The sequence below is a fragment of the Bradyrhizobium sp. UNPA324 genome (genome assembly GCF_006658635.1).
Classification (GTDB): Bacteria; Pseudomonadota; Alphaproteobacteria; order Rhizobiales; family Xanthobacteraceae; genus Bradyrhizobium; species Bradyrhizobium nanningense.
In genome coordinates, this window is record NZ_LFJD01000004.1 from 2320969 (window position 1) to 2335879 (window position 14911).

At 64.3% G+C, this 14911-nt stretch carries 14 protein-coding genes; 9 read left to right on the forward strand and 5 right to left on the reverse strand.

Annotated elements, in window-relative coordinates:
* Positions 1-65: 65 nt before the first annotated feature.
* Positions 66-1895: a sensor domain-containing diguanylate cyclase gene (locus UNPA324_RS11265; RefSeq protein ID WP_502705465.1), complete on the forward strand. Its 1830-nt coding sequence runs from the start codon at positions 66-68 to the stop codon at positions 1893-1895.
* A gap of 30 nt (positions 1896-1925) precedes the next feature.
* On the opposite strand, the gene UNPA324_RS11270 is transcribed toward UNPA324_RS11265, so the two are convergent.
* Positions 1926-3149 (reverse strand): polyhydroxyalkanoate depolymerase, encoded by a 1224-nt coding sequence (locus UNPA324_RS11270; RefSeq protein WP_128920089.1) that lies wholly within the window; start codon positions 3147-3149, stop codon positions 1926-1928.
* Between the two features lie 154 nt (positions 3150-3303).
* On the opposite strand from UNPA324_RS11270, the gene UNPA324_RS11275 reads away from it, so the two are divergent.
* Entirely contained in the window at positions 3304-3960 is a 657-nt protein-coding gene (locus tag UNPA324_RS11275) for a glutathione S-transferase family protein (RefSeq protein WP_141934710.1), read from the forward strand.
* Between the two features lie 279 nt (positions 3961-4239).
* On the opposite strand, the gene UNPA324_RS11280 is transcribed toward UNPA324_RS11275, so the two are convergent.
* Positions 4240-4464 carry a hypothetical protein gene (locus UNPA324_RS11280; RefSeq protein WP_028138161.1) on the reverse strand — a complete coding sequence of 75 codons (225 nt, stop codon included), beginning with the start codon at positions 4462-4464 and terminating at the stop codon, positions 4240-4242.
* Positions 4465-4649: 185 nt separating this feature from the next.
* Between UNPA324_RS11280 and UNPA324_RS11285 the strand changes: the two genes are divergently transcribed.
* On the forward strand, positions 4650-5006 hold the full coding sequence (locus UNPA324_RS11285) for a hypothetical protein (RefSeq protein WP_141934711.1): 357 nt from the start codon (positions 4650-4652) through the stop codon (positions 5004-5006).
* A 9-nt stretch (positions 5007-5015) separates the two neighbouring features.
* Here UNPA324_RS11285 and UNPA324_RS11290 read toward each other — a convergent pair whose 3' ends face one another.
* Positions 5016-6119: a mandelate racemase/muconate lactonizing enzyme family protein gene (locus UNPA324_RS11290; protein ID WP_141934712.1), complete on the reverse strand. Its 1104-nt coding sequence runs from the start codon at positions 6117-6119 to the stop codon at positions 5016-5018.
* Positions 6120-6290: 171 nt separating this feature from the next.
* Between UNPA324_RS11290 and UNPA324_RS11295 the strand changes: the two genes are divergently transcribed.
* From UNPA324_RS11295 to UNPA324_RS11310, 4 genes are all read left to right on the forward strand, one after another.
* The gene (locus tag UNPA324_RS11295) at positions 6291-7136 is read left to right on the forward strand and encodes an AraC family transcriptional regulator (RefSeq protein WP_128920085.1); all 846 of its coding nucleotides are present in this window, start codon (positions 6291-6293) and stop codon (positions 7134-7136) included.
* Positions 7137-7275: 139 nt separating this feature from the next.
* Positions 7276-8202 (forward strand): SMP-30/gluconolactonase/LRE family protein, encoded by a 927-nt coding sequence (locus UNPA324_RS11300; protein ID WP_141934713.1) that lies wholly within the window; start codon positions 7276-7278, stop codon positions 8200-8202.
* A 200-nt stretch (positions 8203-8402) separates the two neighbouring features.
* Entirely contained in the window at positions 8403-8996 is a 594-nt protein-coding gene (locus tag UNPA324_RS11305; RefSeq protein WP_128920083.1) for a GNAT family N-acetyltransferase, read from the forward strand.
* A 16-nt stretch (positions 8997-9012) separates the two neighbouring features.
* Positions 9013-10659, forward strand: coding sequence for a GMC family oxidoreductase (locus tag UNPA324_RS11310; protein WP_128920082.1), 1647 nt, complete (start codon positions 9013-9015; stop codon positions 10657-10659).
* A gap of 1100 nt (positions 10660-11759) precedes the next feature.
* Here UNPA324_RS11310 and UNPA324_RS11325 read toward each other — a convergent pair.
* Positions 11760-12602, reverse strand: a complete 843-nt coding sequence (locus UNPA324_RS11325) for an AAA family ATPase (protein WP_128917361.1) — start codon at positions 12600-12602, stop codon at positions 11760-11762.
* Between the two features lie 95 nt (positions 12603-12697).
* Entirely contained in the window at positions 12698-12943 is a 246-nt protein-coding gene (locus tag UNPA324_RS11330; RefSeq protein ID WP_128917360.1) for a GlsB/YeaQ/YmgE family stress response membrane protein, read from the reverse strand.
* Positions 12944-13066: 123 nt separating this feature from the next.
* Between UNPA324_RS11330 and UNPA324_RS11335 the strand changes: the two genes are divergently transcribed.
* On the forward strand, positions 13067-14242 hold the full coding sequence (locus UNPA324_RS11335) for a vWA domain-containing protein (protein WP_141934714.1): 1176 nt from the start codon (positions 13067-13069) through the stop codon (positions 14240-14242).
* Between the two features lie 223 nt (positions 14243-14465).
* Positions 14466-14879: a rhodanese-like domain-containing protein gene (locus tag UNPA324_RS11340; protein ID WP_128917358.1), complete on the forward strand. Its 414-nt coding sequence runs from the start codon at positions 14466-14468 to the stop codon at positions 14877-14879.
* Positions 14880-14911: the final 32 nt, after the last annotated feature.

The following is a 14911-nucleotide window of genomic DNA, read 5'->3' on the forward strand; positions in this document are numbered from 1 at the left end:
ACCGTACTGATGTTCGCCAGGGGCGTCTGACGTTCTGGGTCTCGGCATTCGTGGCGGTCGCCTGTATGGCGATTGTCGCGCTCAGCGGCTGGCGGGAATGGTCCTCGCGACTGGCGGTGCTGAAGGGCTCCGAAACGGACATGGCCAATCTGGCCCGGTCGCTGACGCAACACGCGGACGACACGTTCGAACTCGCGGACACCGTTCTGAATGTGCTGGTTGGTCAACTCGAATTGGAGGGAACCGGGCCAACGGCAATCGCCAAGATTCAGACCTTTTTGACCCGACGCAAGGCCGCGAACCGGATCCGCGCCGTATTTATCTACGACGAGACCGGCCGCTGGCTCGCAACTAGCGCGCCAGTGGATTTTGCCCGTCTCAACAACAGCGATCGAGATTATTTCCAGCATCATCGTGCCGTGGCGGACCGGGGGACCTTCATTGGGAATCCGGTGAAGAGCAGATCGGGCGGGCAATGGATCATCACCGCGTCAAGGCGCTTCAATCATCCTGACGGCAGTTTTGCCGGAGTTGCCCTTACGACGATCGATGTCGACTATTTTCTACAATTTTATCGCGGGTTCGACGTTGGCCAGAACGGTTCAATCGCTCTGGCGACCGCGGGAGGCATTGTCCTCGCGCGTACCCCGGACAACGGATATACGGGCCGCGATCTGTCGAGTGCTCCGCTTTTCAAGACTATTCGCGAGCGGCCGGCGGCGGGCGTCTACTACTTCACGTCGCCTCTCGACGGCGTTCGGCGTCTGAGCTTTTATCAACTCAGCAGCCGCTACTCCGTTCTCCTCGTTGCTACGGAATCGGAAGATGACGTCTTGGCCCCCTGGCGCCGAGCCGCGCTGACGCGCATGGCCGCAGTCCTGGCGCTGATAGGTGGGCTCGGTGTTGCCGGGCTCTTTCTGGTGCGCCAGTTGCACCTGCGGCAGAAGATGGCCGCTGCCCTGGTCGCCAAGGAGGCGGATTTTCGCCTCCTTGCAGAGCAGTCGGGAGACATGGTCATGCGCGTCGCAGTCGATGGACGGATCCTCTATGCGTCGCCGTCCACCGCTCGAATCCTTGGCTGGGCTCCGAACGAATTGGTGGATACATCAGCCCTCGCCGGCATCAATCCCGCGGATCTGGCCCGAGTTGAGCAAACGCTCTCCGCATTGATGAACGGCGAAGCCGAGGAGGCGAGAATCACATATCGCGCCCGTCATCGTGAGAAGGAAGAGATCTGGGTCGAAACTGCACTGCGCGTCACGAGGAGTGCGCAGAGTGGACACATCGACGGCGTGGTGGCGATCTCGCGCGACATGACCGAACGCAAGGATCTGGAGGATAGGCTGGCGGCTCTCGCCAGTTCGGACGGCCTGACGGCCTTGGCAAACCGCAGACACTTCGACGAGCGGCTGGAGGCGGAATGGGACCGGGCCAGGCGGGAAGGAACGCCTCTGTCACTGCTGCTGATGGACGTCGATCATTTCAAGAGCTTCAACGACCGGTACGGGCATCAAGCGGGCGATTCATGTCTCCGCTCGATCGCGGGGGTCCTGGCGCAGCAGGCCAGACGGCCGGCAGACGTGGCGGCCCGGTACGGTGGTGAGGAATTCGCCTTGCTGCTACCGAATACCGACGCAGGAGGTTGCGAGCAGGTCGGCGAGCGAATCCGGCAGGCGATTGAGGGCCTCGGCATCCTGCACGCGCTCAACCCGTCATCCAGGCAGGTCACCCTCAGTATTGGTGGGGCCACACATAATTCGTTCGGCGAAAAGGCGGATTGCACGTCGCTGATAGCGGCTGCGGATAAGGCGCTCTACGCCGCCAAGGAGGGCGGACGCAACCGCCTTGTGATGTCAGGGCAAGTCGTCGCGTGGCCCGGCTCGATACGGGCTTGAAGAGCAACTCCAGCGCGCCGCGGCGTGGCCTCACGAATTGACGTGCACGAAATCTCGCAACAGCGGATAGATCTCGTTATTCCAGCGCCGGCCTGAGAACACGCCGTAATGGCCGACGCCGGCCTGCATGTGGTGCACCCGCCGATAGGCGCGCACGCCGGTGCAGAGGTCTTGGGCGGCGAGGGTCTGGCCGATCGAGCAGATGTCGTCTTTCTCGCCCTCGACCGTCATCAGCCCCATGCGGCTGACGGCCCTGGTGTTCACGGGACGGCCGCGATGCATCAGCTTGCCCTGCGGCAACAGGTGCTCCTGGAAGACGTCGCGCACGGTCTCGATGTAGAACTCGGCCGGCAGATCCATCACGGCGAAGTATTCGTCGTAGAAGGTCTTGATGGTCGCGGCCTTGTCCTTCTCGCCCTTGGCGATGTGGTTGGCGAGGTCGAGATGCTGCTTGATGTGGCGCTCGAGATTCATCGAGACGAACGCGGTGAGCTGTACGAAGCCGGGATAGACCTTGCGCAGGGCGCCGCGGCATTGCACCGGCACGTAGTTGATCAAATTGCGCTCGAACCATTCGATCGGCCTGCTCTTGGCGAAGTCGTTGACCCTGGTCGGCTGGATCCGCGTGTCGATGGGACCTGCCATCAGCGTCAGCGTCGCCGGCCGCGAGGGATGGTTGTCCTCGCACATGATCGCGGCGGCCGCGAGCGCCGAGACGGAAGGCTGGCAGATCGCGACCATGTGGGGGCGCGGGCCGAGCTGGCCCAGGAAGTCGATCAGATGCTCGGTGTAGTCGTCGAGCCCGAAGCGGCCTTCGCGGCGTGGAATGTCGCGCGGATTGTGCCAATCGGTGATGTAGACGTCGTGGTCCTGGAGCAGCGTCTGCACGGTACCGCGCAAGAGCGTCGCGAAATGGCCGGACATCGGCGCCACCAGCAGCATGCGCGGCTGCTCGCCAACGCCGTCTTTCCTGAAATGCAGCAGCGAGCCGAACGGCGTCGCGTAGGCGATCTCCTCGGTGACGGCCACTTCGCGATTTCCCACCATCACGCGCTCGATGCCGTAGGCGGGCCGGTGATAGGTCAGGGTCGAACGTGAGATCAGCTCCAGGGCGGCCGAGAGCCGGCCAATGAGCTGATCCGACATGCCCTGCGGCACCAGATTGACGAACTTGAGCGCGGACGAGGCCCCCGCGCGCCACGGCGCCGTCAGGTCCATGTGGTTCTGAAAGGCCTGATAATACATCGACATCATACTGACATGCCCACCCGTTCCGCGGTGCTATGCAATAACGACGCCAACGGCAGCCGGACCGCCCGCAAATTGGCACGTCGCTTGCTGCTCACGTCACGGCAAGCACAGGGCAGGTCCGCGCGCCGGCGGAGAGGCGGGATCAGGGAAGGGCCATATGGCAAAGGCGACACTGACCATCAGCAGCAAGAACTATTCGTCCTGGTCGCTGCGCGGCTGGTTGCTGGCGAAATTCTCCGGGCTCGATTTCGAGGAAATCGTCACCGCGCCGGACGATCCGTCGGCGCGCGCGGAGATTCTCCTGCTGTCGTCGTCGATCCTGGTGCCGTGCCTGCGGCATGAGGGCGCGGTGGTCTGGGATACGCTTGCGATCGGCGAATATCTCAACGAGGTGATGCCGGGCGCCGGCCTGCTCCCTGATGACCGCATCCAGCGCGCCCATTGCCGCTCGATCTCGGGCGAAATCCATTCCGGCTTCACCACGCTGCGCGCCTCGCTGCCGGTGAATCTGAAGGGACGTTTTCCCGGCTTCAAGATCTGGTCGCGCGCGCAGGCCGACATCGACCGCGTCTTGTCCATCTGGCTTGACTGCCTGGAGAGGTCGGGCGGCCCCTTCCTGTTCGGCGCGCAGCGCACCATGGCCGATGCGATGTACGCGCCGGTGGTGACGCGCTTCGTCACCTATGATGTCAAGCTGGAGCCGCTGCTGAAGGCCTATGCCGACACCATCATGGCGATGCCCGAGATGGCCGAATGGATCGCGGCGGCGCGGGAGGAGCCGGCCGACATCGAGGAGCTCGAGGTCGAATATTAGGCAGCCATTGCGCGGCCTTGCCTGCTTCGGCGGCGGCGATCCGCTCACCCAGCCTGAGAGCTATATGCTTGTCACGATTAACCTTTGGCGATCGTGACCAGCCGACGCCGTCTCCCGCGTTGCACAGATATTGTACGCACCTGCACGGCAGCATCGACATCTAGCCGTGAACAGATGCGTACACGGCCGTTCGGCTGATTCGGACGTGATTCGTTCGGGCCGCGTTCCGTTGGTTAAGGCGGAGCGCGGCGCCGTTGCATTTTGGAACAGATATCGGCTTCAGGCGGCCCCGCGCTGCTTCACGCGCGGCAGGCGCCAGCCGATGACGGTGGCTTCGACCGCGATGCCGGCTTCGTGGTTCTGCCAGCGTCCCTCGACATAGCGGCAGGCGAAGGGCAGTTGGTACGTGCCGCTGTGGTCCTCGCACAGCACTTCGAGCGCCAGGCCCGGCGGTGGTTCTCCGGCGCCATCGAATTCCGCCAGTCGTCTATCGCGCGTTGCCATTCCAAAAATCTCCCCTAAACAAAGCCGCGGAACGAGCGCCCACTTCTTCCGCGTCCGGATCATCGTTCCCCGTCCGAGGGAACGGACGCAAGCTCAACGCGAGAATGCGGTACGAGTGTGGTAGCCTTTCCCGGCTGTGCGCAAACAGCGCACATTGCCGTGATCGATCGGACGAGGAACCTTTCATGCTGCTTCGAGATGCCGGCATTTGTTTCGCGATATTGCTGCTCGCAACGCTGGCGAATGCGCCGGTGCACGCGCAGGACGTGCCCGGCATCGAGATCTGCACGGTCGAGAAGACCATGGAGCGGCGCACCAGCTGCCTGCAGAGCAATGTCGACTTCCTGCAGAAGACGATCACCAAGCTCAATCTCGACCATCAGCAGAAGCTGGATGCGGCGGGTCGTCAGATCGACGCATTGAAGACAGGCATCGCCGGCTTGCAGAAGACGCTTCTCGATCTCCAGGCCGCCCAAGCGAAGACGGCCGAGGATCTGAAGAAGAAGCAGGACGCGCCGCTGGCCAAGGACGCTGCGAAGTAGGCGCGGCGATCACGCCACGCGATAGCGCTCCATCACGCCGCGATCGGGCTCATAGCCGAGCCCGGGTCCCGTCGGCACCGCGACGTGGCCCGTGGCATCGACGTCGGCGCGGCCGCCCCAGAGGCAGGCCTCGCGCTTGAGATAGAACATCTCGACCAGCCCGTCGTCGCGCGTCGCGAGCAGATGCAACGTCGCCAGGAGGCCTGGACCGAAATACGGGGAGTGCGGAACGATCTTGACGCCGAGCCGGTCGGCCAGCGCCGCGACCTTCAGAAATTCGGTGATGCCACCGACCTTGATCACTGACGGCTGGGCGTGGCTCACCGCGCCTGCCTCCATCATCTGGCGGAATTGATAGTCCGTGCAGGCATTCTCGCCGGCGGCGATGTCGAGCCCGCCTTTGCGGCGGACCTCGGCGAGCGCGGCGAAATCCTCCGGCGGCCAAACCGGCTCCTCCAGGAACATCGGTCGCGCGTCGCGGCACGTCGTCGCAAACGCGATCGCCTGCGCGGCCGTCAGAGGGCAGTTCATGTCGACCATCAGCGGAATGGCTGGCCCGATCGCCTCCCGCGCGGCGAACACCGCCGGCGCCGTGGTCTCGTGCAGCTTGATCGCGCTATAGCCGAGCGCGAGCGCCTTCCGGCATTCGGCCGCGATGTTGTCGGGCGAGCCGATCCGCAACAGGCTCGCATAGGCCGGAATGGCCGTGCGCCTGGTCTCGCCGAACAGGCGATGCACCGGCACGCCCTCGATCTTGGCAGCAAGGTCCCACAGCGCGATGTCGAGCCCTGAGATCGCGAACATGGTGATGCCGTAGCGGCCGAACAGATGCAGATTGCGCTGGATCTGCTCCATCATTGCGGGAATGCCGGCGGCATCGGGCACCTTCAGCCCGCGGGCCTGCGGCGCGATCATCTCCTCGACGGCGCTGCGCGTGGTGCGCGGGCAGACATAGGCGAAGGCATCGCCCCAGCCGGTCAGCCCGGCATCGGTTAAGACCTCGACCAGCACCATGTCGAGCGCGGTGATCGCGGACGCGCCCTGACGAAAGCTCGCGACACCGGAATCATAGGGGATGCGGATATGGTGCGCCCGCACATCGGTGATGTCCATGATCCGGTTCCCCCTTCTCGCGAGCGGTTCTGGCGAGTGTAGCCGCGAACGCCGGAGCGTTGCCAGTGGCCATTGTCGGATTATCCTTCCTGTGCCGCCAGCAATGCCGATCAAGCGACGCGGCCGCATGCCGCGCATCATGACCGCGCTTCGAACGAGGGTTGAGCCGCCATGAACCCAGCGCAGCGTGCGCTCTGGTATATCGAGAGCCATCTGGCCGAGCCGATGACGCTCGACGAGATCGCTGCGATCTCGGGCGTGTCGCGGTTCCACATCGTACGTGCGTTTGCCGCAGCCACGGGTCTGCCAGTGATCCGTTATGTGCGCGCCCGCCGGTTGACGGAGGCCGCGCGCAGCCTTGCGGACGGCGCGCCCGACATCCTGTCGCTGGCGCTGGAGGCGGATTACGGCTCGCACGAAGCATTCACCCGCGCGTTCCGCGACCAGTTCGGCACCACGCCCGAAGCCGTCAGGGCCGCGTCATGCGCCAGCCACCTCAAGCTTCAGGAGCCGATCCTCATGGATTCCACCATGCTCGACCATCTCGCCCCGCCGCGTTTCGAAACCGTGAAGGCTTTCCTCGTCGCCGGTCCCGCCGAGCGTATCTCCTGCGACAACGGCGCCATGATCCCCGGCCTGTGGCAGCGCTTCCATCAGGAGGTCGCCGACATTCCCGCACGTGTCGGCCAAGGGAAAGATCAAGTCGCTTACGGCGTCTGCTGCAATGGCGACGATGCCGGCAATTTCGACTACATCGCCGGCGTCGAGGTCGCCGATTTCTCCGACCTGCCGCGCCGCTTTGGCCGCATCCGCATTCCCCAGCAGCGCTATGCGGTGTTCACCCACACCGAGCACGTCGCCTCGATCCGTCGCACCGTCAACACGATCTGGAATCAGTGGTTGCCGGCATCGGGTCTCGAGGCCGCGGACGCGCCGAGCTTCGAGCGCTACGGCGAGGCCTTCGATCCCGCAACCGGCAATGGCGGCTTCGAGATCTGGGTGCCGGTGAGGGAGTAGAGCTTCCGCAACGCTGGCATACCGTCCCGCTTGCTTGGCAAGCCCGGGCGACTTTGTCATAACCGCAGGCAAATCTTGCGTGTGGGGCCGTGCCGGACATCCCGTGCAAGTCATAACAAGCAGCCGGGAGGGTCTCGCAATGTCTGATGTCCGCGTTCTCGCCACCGACCTCGAATTTCCCGAAGGGCCGGTCGTGATGCCGGACGGCTCGGTGGTGCTGGTGGAGATCCGCGGCCAGCGCCTGACGCGCGTCTACCCTGATGGCCGCAAGGAGATCGTCGCCAAGATTCCGGGCGGCCCGAACGGTGCCGCGCTCGGCCCTGACGGCAAGATCTACATCTGCAACAATGGCGGCTTCTCCTGGATCCCGACCCGGAACATGATCATGCCGGGCCCGCAGCCTGACGACTATCTCGGCGGCTCGATCCAGCGCGTCGATCTGCAATCCGGCAAGGTCGAGACCGTCGCGACCAAATGCGGCGCGCACGATCTGCGGGGGCCGAATGATCTGGTGTTCGACAAGCAGGGCGGTCTCTGGTTCTCCGATCTCGGCAAGCGCCGCGCGCGCGAGATGGACGTTGGCGGCATGTATTATCTCAAGCCCGGCATGACCGAGCTCGTCGAGATCGTGCACGGCATCCTGCCGGCGAACGGCATCGGCCTGTCGCCGGATGAGAATACCGTCTACATCGCGGAGACGCCGACAGGCCGGCTCTGGGCCTACGAGCTCTCCGCGCCCGGCACGCTGAAGCCGCGCGACGTGATCTATCGCGGCGAGCGGGGCAAGCCGATCTGCGGCCTCGGCGGCTACCAGATGTTCGACTCGCTCGCGGTGGAAGCTGGCGGCAATGTCTGCGTCGCCACTCTCGTTTCCGGCTGCATCTCGGTGATCGCACCCGACGGCACCCTGGTCGAGCAGGTCCCGACCGGCGACCGCGTCACCACCAACATCGCCTTCGGCGGCCCCGAGCTGAAGACGGCCTACATCACGCTGTCAGGCAAGGGCGAGCTGGTCGCCATGGACTGGCCCCGCAGCGGATTGCCGTTGAATTTCTTGAATAAGTGAGCCAAGCCGTCATTGCACGGGAGGCGAGGCAACTCCCAGACCCTCACCCTGAGGAGCGCGCCCCTGGCGTGCGTCTCGAAGGGCGAGGCCACCAGCCGGGCCTTCGTCCTTCGAGACGCGCGAAGACGCGCTCCTCAGGATGAGGAGTTGGCAGTCTGGATTGCTTCGCTCCGCTCGCAATGACAACGGAGAGACCTCAAATGCCCTGGCCCGATCCCGTCACCCTGCGTGGACAGCACGCCCGTCTCGAGCCGCTGTCGCATCAGCATCGCGAGGGCCTGGTCGAGGCCGTCAAGGACGGCGAGCTGTCAAAACTCTGGTACACCGCGATCCCGCTGCCGGAGAACATGGGCAAGGAGATCGACCGCCGCTTGGGCCTGCAGGCTGCAGGCTCGATGCTGCCCTTCACCGTGTTCGATGCCGGCGGCAACATCGTCGGCATGACGACCTATATGAACATCGATGCCACCAACCGCCGCGTCGAGATCGGCTCGACCTGGTATGGCAAAAGCGCGCAGCGCGGCCCGCTCAACACGCAGTGCAAGCTGCTCTTGCTCCGGCATGCCTTCGAGACGCTGAATTGCATCGCGGTCGAATTCCGCACCCACTTCTTCAACCACCAGAGCCGCCGCGCGATCGAGCGCCTCGGCGCCAAGCAGGATGGCATCCTGCGCAGCCATCAGGTCGCGCCGAATGGCACGCTGCGCGACACCGTGGTTTACAGCATCATTGCCGCCGAATGGCCGACGGTGCAGGCGCATCTGGAATTTCAACTCAACGACAAGCCGCGCTAGGGGCGGCCGAGGTACCATGGATAGATTTGATTATGTGATCATCGGCGCAGGCTCTGCCGGTTGCGTGCTCACCAGCCGGCTCAGCGAAGACCCCAACACCAGCGTCTGCGTGCTGGAGGCTGGCCCGTCCGACTGGCATCCCTACATCCATCTGCCGGCGGGTTTCATCAAGACCTTCCACATGAAGAGCATCAACTGGGCCTACCAGCAGGAGCCGGGGCCCTGGACCGGCGGGCGCAGCATCTACGCGCCACGGGGCAAGACGCTCGGCGGATCGTCCTCGATCAACGGCCACATCTACAATCGCGGCCAGCGGATGGATTTCGACACCTGGGCGCAGATGGGCAACCGCGGCTGGGGCTATGCCGACGTGCTGCCTTACTTCCGCCGGCTGGAGAAACGCGTCGGCGAGGGCGAGGACATTTATCGCGGCCGCGAGGGCAACCTCATCGTCACCACCATGAACTGGCGCGATCCGCTCTGCGAAGCCTTCATGGAAGGCGCGGTGTCGCTCGGCATTCCCCGCAATCCCGATTACAACGGCAAGACACAGGAAGGCGTCTCCTACTGCCAGCGCACCATCGACAAGGGTTTGCGCGTCTCCGGCTCGACCGCGTTCCTCAAGCCGGCGATGAAGCGGCCGAACGTGCATGTGCACACCCATGCGCATGCGACCGAGATCATCTTCGAGGGCAAGCGCGCCGTCGGCGTGCGCTACATGAAGGGCGGCCGCGGCGGCACGCCGGTGGAAGTGCGCGCCAACAAGGAAGTGATCCTCTCCGGTGGCACCTATAATTCGCCGCAGCTCCTGCAGCTCTCCGGCATCGGCTCGCCCGATCTGCTGCAGCAGCACGGCATCGCCGTGCGTCACGCGCTGCCGGTCGGCGAAGGCCTGCAGGACCATTACGCCCCGCGCACGGTGGCGCGCGTCAAGGACATCAAGACCATCAACGAGCTCCGCCGCGGCCTCTCGCTCTGGATCGAGGCGCTGAAATGGGCGACCGCACGCCGCGGCCTGCTGTCGCTGTCGCCGACCATGGTCTATTGCTTCTGGCACTCCGGCGAGAGCGCCGAAAGCTCCGACCTGCAGCTCACCTTCACGCCGGCGTCCTACAAGGAAGGCGTGCAGGGCCAGCTCGAGGACGAGCCCGGCATGACCGTCGCCTCCTGGCAGCAGCGCCCGGAGAGCCGCGGCTATGTCCGCATCCGCTCATCCGATCCGTTCGCGCCGCCGATCATCCAGACCAACTATCTCGACGCCGAGCTCGACCGCCGCGTCATCGTCGGCGGCATGAAGCTCGCGCGCAGACTTCTCAAGTCCGCGCCGCTGTCGCCCTATTACGCCTACGAGGATTTCCCCGGCCCCAACGTCAACACCGACGACGAGTTCCTGCACGCCGCCACCGAGCGCGGTACCACCACCTTCCACCCCGGCTGCACCTGCCGCATGGGCCCGGCGGATTCCACCTGGGCCGTGGTCGACGACCAGCTCCGCGTCCACGGCCTGGAGGGTCTCCGCGTCATCGACGCCTCGGTCATGCCGCGCATGATCTCGGCCAATCTCAACGCCTCCACCATGATGATCGCCGATCGTGCCTCGGACCTCATCCGCGGCAAGGCGCCAATGGAAGCCGCAAGGATTCCGGACGCGGCGGTGGCGTAGGAGGATGCCGTGCCCCGGACGCAGCGCAGCGCTCCTTCAGCGTTGCGCTGCAGAGCCGGGGCCCATCTCACCACGATCTCCACGTGAGGTCTGGGTCCCGGCTCTGCCCAGTATCGTAGGGTGGGCAAAGCGAAGCGTGCCCACGCTTCTGTTGCGATATTGTAGAGGTGGTGGGCACGGCGCAAGTGCGCCTTTGCCCACCCTACCAGCTTGCTGTGTCGCTCCCGCGTCAACCCTCTTTTGCAAAAATATTCCACTTTACCGAAATTCGGAATTACGGCATAGATCGACACAGTCCGGCCCGACGAAGAGGGGCGGTTCGCGAGTCGTTCGAAACGCGGGCCGGGTTGCGGTGGACGCGGCAGCGTCGGCACGAGAGGTGCGGGCAGGGCGGGTAGTCCCTGTGAGCCCGCCCTGCGTGCGGACGAACGGCGCTGAGCGCGTACGGCAAAACCGTGTGGTCCTGGCCGTCGTTGCTACGGTCAAGCCTTTCGCGGAGATGCGAGCGAGCCCAACCGGGCAGACTGCATCATCCAATTCGCGGGGTGAGGGAGGCCAGAAGGAAAGTTCGGCTCCCGGGAGATCACGGCATAAGCCGTCCGACCATCGCGCAGGGAAGGCCGAGTGATCGGCACCACCTGTATGCTGCTGTGCGGTCTTCTCTGCGTGTGCATTTCGCGCAGCGGACCGCGGGTGCGATGTCGGCACCCGGCCTTCCCTGCGCCCTCTTTCTGGTGGGGCGAGGAATGCAAGCAAAGCTCGGGCGAATTAAGCCGCGAGGCTGCGAAGGCGTGTCTGCAAGCGAGATGGAGCGGGAAGAGCGGAGCCGTTGCGTCACACTCCGTCATTGCGAGCGAAGCGAAGCAATCCAGAAATCTCTCCGCGGAAAGATTCCGGATTGCTTCGTCGCAAGAGCTCCTCGCAATGACGTGGAGAGTGTGTGCCCCACACGCCGCTCTCGTGCCCCGGACGCGGCGCAGCGCCCTTGCGGTGCGCTGCAGAGCCGGGGCCCATGTCTCCGAGCAGGCCGTGTCGCCTTCTGGGTCCCGGCTCTGCGCAGCAGCGTTGCACGCTGCAGCGCGTCCGGGACACGGCTCCCCTCACACTTCCCTACGGCTCAAGAACGCCAGCCGCTCGAACAGATGCACGTCCTGCTCGTTCTTGAGCAGCGCGCCGTGCAGCGGCGGGATCAGTTTGCGCGGGTCGCGCTCGCGCAGCTGCTCGACGCTCATGTCTTCGTTGAGGAGAAGCTTGAGCCAGTCCAAGAGCTCCGAGGTCGATGGCTTCTTCTTCAGGCCGGGCACCTCGCGCACTTCGAAGAAGATGCGCAGCGCCTCTTCCACCAGGCGCTTCTTGATGCCGGGGAAGTGGACGTCGACGATGCGGCCCATCGTGTCGGCGTCGGGGAACTTGATGTAGTGGAAGAAGCAGCGGCGCAGGAAGGCGTCCGGCAGCTCCTTCTCGTTGTTGGAGGTGATCATCATGATCGGGCGCTGCTTGGCCCTGATCGTCTCGCCGGTCTCGTAGACATGGAATTCCATGCGGTCGAGCTCGAGCAGCAGGTCGTTCGGGAATTCGATATCGGCCTTGTCGATCTCGTCGATCAGAAGCACCGGGCGCTGCTCGGCCGTGAAGGCCTCCCACAGCTTGCCGCGCTTGATGTAGTTCTTGATGTCGGAGACGCGCGCGTCGCCGAGCTGGCTGTCGCGCAGGCGCGACACCGCGTCGTATTCGTAGAGGCCTTGCTGCGCCTTGGTGGTGGACTTGATGTGCCAGGTCAAAAGCGGGGCGTTCAGCGCCTTCGCCACCTCCTCCGCCAGCACCGTCTTGCCGGTGCCGGGCTCGCCCTTGATGAGCAGCGGGCGCTCGAGCACGATCGAGGCGTTGACGGCGACCTTGAGATCGTCGGTCGCAACATAGTCCTTGGTGCCGGTAAATTTCATTGCGTGTCCTTGGGTCATTGTCGGCGAGAGGCGCTCGCCTCGTCGCGACAAGCGAACGGCCGCTCGCGGCGGCCGTTCCTGGTTCGGTCAGGCTTTCAGACCCGTTTTATCAGCGAAAGGATGACGAGCACAATCACCGCGCCGATGGTGGCGTCCACGATGGCGCCGAAGGTGCCGGTGGCAAGCCCGATGTGGAGCTGTGGCAGCACCCAGCTCGCAACCAGCGCGCCGATGATGCCGACGACGATGTTGCCGACCAGCCCAAATCCCGCCCCGTGGACAATCTTGCCGGCAAGCCAGCCTGCGATCGCGCCGATGATGAGCGCTGCGACAATTCCCATTGCAAACGTCCCCCAAACAACCCCGTGAGGGCGCCAATTCTAGAGCAAAAAGCCTGCCGGTCCAGAGTCCCGCGAAGGACTCCGCCCCTTGACGTTCGCCCCCCGACGGGCAATCTGTCACCCATGTTCCTGCAATTCTTCACCTCTCTGCGCGACGCGCAGGTCCCCGTGACGCTGCGCGAATACCTCACGCTGATGGAGGCGCTCGACGCTGACCTTGCGGACTACACGGTCGAGAACTTCTACTACCTGTCGCGCGCCTCGCTGGTGAAGGACGAACGCAACCTCGACAAGTTCGACCGCGTCTTCGGCACGGTGTTCAAGGGGCTGGAAAACCTGCTCGACGCCATGGAGAAGGCGGAGATCCCCGAGGAGTGGCTGAAGAGGCTCGCCGAGAAATATCTGACTGAAGAAGAGAAGAAGCAGATCGAGGCCATGGGCTGGGACAAGCTCATGGAGACCCTGAAGAAGCGCCTCGATGAGCAGAAGGGCAGGCACCAGGGCGGCTCGAAGTGGATCGGCACCGCAGGCACTTCGCCGTTCGGCGCCCACGGCTACAATCCCGAGGGCGTGCGCATCGGCCAGGAGAAGAACCGCAACAACCGCGCCGTCAAGGTGTGGGACAAGCGCGAGTTTAGGGATCTCGACGGCAATGTCGAGCTCGGCATCCGCAATATCAAGGTGGCGCTGCGCCGCCTGCGCAAGTTCGCGCGCACCGGCGCGCCCGACGAGCTCGATCTCGACACCACCATCCGCGAGACCGCCAATCACGGCTATCTCGACGTCCACATGCGCCCCGAGCGGCGCAATGCGGTGAAGCTCTTGGTGTTCTTCGACATCGGCGGCTCGATGGACGCGCATATCGAGCAGGTCGAGGAGCTGTTCTCGGCGGCGAAGAGCGAGTTCAAGCACATGGAGTATTTCTACTTCCACAATTGCCTCTATGAAGGCGTGTGGAAGCAGAACAAGCGCCGCTTCACCGACCGCACGCCGACCTGGGACGTGCTGCACAAATATCCGCACGACTACAAAATCGTGTTCGTCGGTGACGCCTCGATGTCGCCTTACGAGATCATGGTGCCCGGCGGCTCGGTCGAGCATGTCAACGAGGAGCCCGGCTCGGTTTGGCTCGACCGCATCATCCGCACCTATCCGCATGCGGTGTGGCTGAACCCGGTCGCGCAGAAGCATTGGGATTATTCGGAATCGACCACCATCATCAAACGCATCTTCGCCAATCGGATGTACCCGATCACGATCGAGGGGCTGGAAGGTGCGATGAAGGAATTGACGCATTGATGCGTGATTAGTCCGGCTCGATCGGCGACGGGACTGCGCTCCCTCCCCCGCCTGCGGGGGAGGGTTGGGGAGAGGGTCTCTCCACGAGCGACGTCCCCCAAAGAGGAGAGAGCCCTCACCCGCCGCGCTCTTCGAGCGCGCCGACCTCTCCCGCAAGCGGGAGAGGTTACCTCCACCTCCGGCAGTTCGCCCGGAACGGCGACGTAACAAGAGGGAGAACCACATGCCCCAAAACATCACCCGCGGCATCAAGGCGCTGATTGACGAGGCCAATGCCGAAATCGAGACGCTCACCGCCAAGGATGCCATCGAGATCTCCAGGAACGGCGACGTCGTCATCGTCGACATCCGCGATCCCCGCGAGATCGAGCGTGACGGCCGCATCCCCGGCGCCTTCGCCTGCACCCGCGGCATGCTCGAATTCTGGATCGATCCGCAGAGCCCGTACGCCAAGCCGATCTTCCAGGAGGACAAGAAGTTCGTCTTCCACTGCGCCGGCGGATTACGCTCCGCGCTCGCGGCCAAGACCGCGCAGGACATGGGCCTCAAGCCCGTCGCCCACATCGCCGGCGGCTACGCCGCCTGGCGCGACGCCGGCGGGCCGGTGGAGAAGTGGGAGCCGAAGAAGAAGGGGTGAGGGTACGACACCTACACCACACACTCCGTCAT